This is a genomic window from Atribacter sp., assembly GCF_035418125.1.
Taxonomy (GTDB): Bacteria; Atribacterota; Atribacteria; order Atribacterales; family Atribacteraceae; genus Atribacter; species Atribacter allofermentans.
This window is the reverse complement of the sequence record NZ_DAOLQM010000013.1, coordinates 17,953-20,709: the sequence shown is the minus strand read 5'-3', so window position 1 is coordinate 20,709 and position 2,757 is coordinate 17,953. Positions and strand designations below refer to the sequence as shown.

General features: G+C 38.3%; 4 protein-coding genes. All 4 read left to right on the top strand.

The window, feature by feature from the left end:
- The coding region (locus PLK24_RS01905; protein WP_324476048.1) for a sigma-70 family RNA polymerase sigma factor at positions 1 to 572 on the top strand (572 nt) is incomplete at its 5' end.
- Positions 551 to 778, top strand: coding sequence for an anti-sigma factor family protein (locus PLK24_RS01900; RefSeq protein ID WP_324476047.1), 228 nt, complete (start codon positions 551 to 553; stop codon positions 776 to 778). The genes PLK24_RS01905 and PLK24_RS01900, both read left to right, overlap by 22 nt.
- Before the next feature lie 9 nt (positions 779 to 787).
- Positions 788 to 1,714 carry a serine O-acetyltransferase gene (locus tag PLK24_RS01895; RefSeq protein WP_324476046.1) on the top strand — a complete coding sequence of 309 codons (927 nt, stop codon included), beginning with the start codon at positions 788 to 790 and terminating at the stop codon, positions 1,712 to 1,714.
- Positions 1,711 to 2,475 (top strand): hypothetical protein, encoded by a 765-nt coding sequence (locus tag PLK24_RS01890; protein ID WP_324476045.1) that lies wholly within the window; start codon positions 1,711 to 1,713, stop codon positions 2,473 to 2,475. Before PLK24_RS01895 ends, PLK24_RS01890 begins: the two co-directional genes overlap by 4 nt.
- The last annotated feature ends 282 nt before the right edge of the window (positions 2,476 to 2,757 follow it).

The window sequence follows — 2,757 nt, the reverse complement described above, 5'->3', positions numbered from 1 at the left end:
AAAAAAAGCTTTTTCAAGAGCTTTTAATGCCAGAATTAGGCGCTTTGTTTCGAACTGCCTTAAGGATGACCAGGAATCGTGAAGATGCCGAAGATTTAGTTCAAGAAACAACCACTAAAGCTTTTTCAGCAATCGATCGATTCGAAAAAGGAACAAATTTCCGAGCCTGGATATTTAAAATCCTCACCAATACTTTTATTAATAACTATTATCGGGTTCGAGAGCGTGATAAACTTCCATCGTTAGATGAGATGGAAGAAGAATCGGCGTTTCAACCAGTTTTTGAAGGAATAAGCCCTGAACAAGCATTGTTAAATACATTAACAAAAGAAGATATTCAAAAGGCGATCGATGTTATTCCCATAGATTTTAAATCAGTCGTCATTCTAAATTTGGTTGAAGGGTTCTCTTATAAAGAGACTGCTGAAATTTTGGACATACCAATTGGCACCGTTATGTCCCGTTTGCATCGCGGGAGAAAAATTTTGCAAAAACTACTCTGGGAATATTCCTCGTCAAAAAATAGCTCTGAAAAGGGGACAAAAGAAGAATGGACTGCAAAGAAGCAGTAGAAAAACTATATCTTTACCTTGATGGAGAGATTCTCACCCCTCAAGAACGTAAAGATTTTGAAGATCACCTAAAAATTTGTCGAAAATGTTGTGAAAAGTTTGATTTTGAAAAAAACCTTTGGAATTTAATAAAATCGAAATGTCTTGATACACCTCTTCCGGCAACTTTAGTGAATAAAGTTCTTACTGTTATTAATAGCTTTTGAGGAGTATATATGGAGATCGAGAAAAAAGAAAAAAAGATTGCCATTGGTGATTTGGCAAAAACTTTTGTCGAAAGCTATAAAAAAACCAACTTAATAACCAACATAGAAAAAAAGCAATTCCCTTCACGAATTAATGTTATTCGTATAACTGAGGAATTACGTGAAATTCTTTTCCCAGGTTACATTGGTCGAACCAGTTTAAATTGGTTAAATGTTGAGTATTACGTTGGAGGAAAGTTGGATCGTCTTTTCGATGAATTGCAGTCAGAAATCGCTAAAGCTTACGGTGAAGAATACTCAAACGAATCCCTTTCAAAAGCCGAATGTATTCAGCTTTCTTGTGATCAGACACTAACTTTTTTTCAAAAAATACCCCAGATTCGAGAAATGCTTGAGGACGATGTCCAAGCGGCTTTTGATGGTGACCCAGCAGCAAAAAATACTGATGAAATTGTTTTTAGCTATCCAGGTGTGGTCGCTATCTCAATTTATAGGATGGCTCATGAATTATTGGTACAAGGGGTACCCCTGATTCCCCGGATGATGACCGAATATGCTCATAGCCTAACTGGCATCGACATTCATCCCGGTGCCAAAATCGGAAGAAGTTTTTTTATCGACCATGGCACTGGGGTAGTTATCGGCGAAACTACTGTGATTGGAGATCAGGTTAAGATTTATCAAGGAGTTACTTTGGGAGCACTTTCCTTCCCCAAAGATGAGCGGGGTAAAATTATCCGCGGCACCAAAAGACATCCCAGTTTAGAAAACAATGCAACTGTCTATGCAGGAGCCACCATCCTCGGTGGTGAAACAACTATTGGAAAAGGAAGTGTAATTGGTGGAAATGTATGGCTCACTCATTCCATTCCCTCCAATACCAAAGTAATCATTGAGGAGCCTCGGCTAAAATTTTTTGAAAATAAAAAAGCATGACCTGGCATTGGCATTTGCTGTTTTTTATAGGCTGGATCTCGGTTGGGATAATCAGTAGCTCTTTCCCCACTTTAAATATTTCTTTTCTCTTCTTTCCACTCATTCCAATTTTTTGGGTTAGTGTCCCGATTTTTTTTGCTGGAAAAGCTTTTGTTTATTCTTCTCATCATGGATCCTCTCTTTTTTCTGCCTTCATCAATGCCATTATTGGGTTTTCCCACTACCCGAAATTTCTTTGGTCTCGAAGATTAACTTTAAAGTTACCATCGAACGATATTCAAACTATTCTAAAAGAATCAGTCAATATCACCAAAGTTTCTGCGCCCGATTCGCTCTTTTGTCCCTTCTGTAACATTGAAATCCCTCAAGCGCTTCGTTTGGTATCTGGAGAAAATATAACCACCACCAAGAGGCTGATACAATGCCCACGCTGTGGATTACGTTTTGATTGTTGTCGCTATTGCCAAAACTACGAGGTGAGCGGAGGCCAAGGCTGGATGCATGAAAATTCTCGTGGCAAGTGTAAAGTTATTAAAGAAGTACAAAATATCGATACCCTTTGCGATCCTTCCATGGCCAATCGGCTTCGTGATATGGGATGGGATAGCTTATATACTGGGCTTTCAATACCTGATAATTTTACCCCGCCGGATCGCTGCCGACAGTTCATGCTTGATGGAGAAAAAGCCAAAATTGATCATATCCCTGGAATGGGAAAAATTCGGATTCTTTTAATGAAGCTCCAAAAAAAACTGGATTAACTTTACTACCACTTATCTGGCAGCACTTGACAATGATAACCCCTTTCTAAAATCATTAAAAACCAGGAATCGAGCTATTCCTGGTTTTTAATGATTTGGTGTTCCCAGCTTGAAAAATTTGGGAAGGGTGATCTTTTACAGCTTCAATTTAAAAGGTTACAAAATAACCGCCTGATTTACTGATCTCTGATTTCCTATCACAGTTCTCTATTTTTTAAAGAATTAATTTTATTCCCAAACCTCCTCCTCATCGTCATCATCACGATGCATAACCGATAATGC

Coding starts and splice junctions, on each gene's coding strand:
- PLK24_RS01895 (WP_324476046.1), top strand. CDS start 788: ATGGAGATCGAGAAAAAAGAAAAAAAGATTGCCATTGGTGATTTGGCA.
- PLK24_RS01890 (WP_324476045.1), top strand. CDS start 1,711: ATGACCTGGCATTGGCATTTGCTGTTTTTTATAGGCTGGATCTCGGTT.
- PLK24_RS01900 (WP_324476047.1), top strand. CDS start 551: ATGGACTGCAAAGAAGCAGTAGAAAAACTATATCTTTACCTTGATGGA.